The organism is Arhodomonas sp. SL1 (genome assembly GCF_052060015.1).
In the GTDB taxonomy this organism is placed as follows: domain Bacteria; phylum Pseudomonadota; class Gammaproteobacteria; order Nitrococcales; family Nitrococcaceae; genus Arhodomonas.
The window spans coordinates 1-1,186 of sequence record NZ_JBPODZ010000043.1 but is presented as its reverse complement, the minus strand read 5'-3'; the positions used below and the strand labels follow the sequence as shown (position 1 = coordinate 1,186).

General features: G+C 63.2%; 1 protein-coding gene. It reads right to left on the bottom strand.

Annotated elements, in window-relative coordinates; translation table 11 throughout:
- Nucleotides 1–16: 16 nt before the first annotated feature.
- The gene (locus ACQ754_RS17025; RefSeq protein WP_440998241.1) at nt 17–1,129 is read right to left on the bottom strand and encodes an IS5 family transposase; all 1,113 of its coding nucleotides are present in this window, start codon (nt 1,127–1,129) and stop codon (nt 17–19) included.
- Nucleotides 1,130–1,186: the final 57 nt, after the last annotated feature.

Below are 1,186 nucleotides of genomic sequence, written 5' to 3'. Positions count from 1 at the left end.
AGAGGGTGTTTACAAATTAGACGGTTAGCCGCCGCATCAGCCGGCGTGCTTCGGTGAGCCAAACCCAGGCCTCAGCGACGCCGGGCAGTCGGTCGTGGTGCATGACTAACCGCCGGGCCCGTTCCACCCAGGCATGGGTGCGCTCAACGACCCATCGCTTGGGTAGAACCACAAAGCCCTGTGAGTCTGCCTGCACGGTGAAAAGGTCCGTTTGTTCCGGCGATTGCCAACGCCCAACCTGTTTGTTGGCCGGATGACGCACCACCTGCACCTGGATGTCATGACGCTGGGAGACGGTCTGCGCGCAGTGTCCGGCATAGCCGGAATCGGCGAAGAGCGTCTCGATGCCCGGATATTTGGCCATCGCCGATGCCACCACTGGATGGGCTCCGTCACGGTCCTGGACATTGGCCGCCGTCACGCTCACGGCCAGCAACAGCCCCAAGGTATCCACGACGAGATGGCGTTTGCGTCCCTTGACCTTCTTGCCCGCATCGTAGCCGGTTTCCCCTCCCTGGGGGGAGCCGCGGGTGGACTGCGCATCAATCACCGCCGCAGAGGGCTCCGCGGTTCGCTGCTCGCGTTCACGCCACTGCGCGCGCAAGCGGTCGTGCATCTGCTCGAACTTACCCTGCCCGCTCCAGCGCCGGAACGTCCGGTAGACGTTCTGCCAGGGCGGAAACTCCTTCGGAAGCATCCGCCACGAACAGCCGGTACGAACCACGTAGCAACACGCATCCAGTAGCAGTCGACGCGAATACTTCGGCGGTGTGCCCCGCCGGCCCTCGCTCTCGAAAAGGTCGTGAATCAGCGCCCATTCCGCATCCGTCACCGAGCTCGCATAGGCCTGCTCCGGGGCCTGCTCCCGGTGCGCCTCCTGGTAGCCATATCGAGCCGGAGAACTTTGTGAGGCCTTATCAACCTCCACCCCGGAGCCATCATGGCTGCGTTCGAATCCGGCCTTGTTCAGCGCCTTGAGGATGGTCTGCTCATGAGCCCGTGTGCCAGTGCGCCGCTCGAGCTCATGTTGGAGTTCGGCCAGCGTCGCCGTCGGATCGCCTTCGACGATCCGAACAAGCTCATCACATTCCTGCTTGCCGAGCCGCGGCGGGCGCCCCCGTCCTGCCATAACGCTTTCCCCCGAGTAGCTATGGCGTCAGTCTACCATTTTTTGTAAACACCCTCT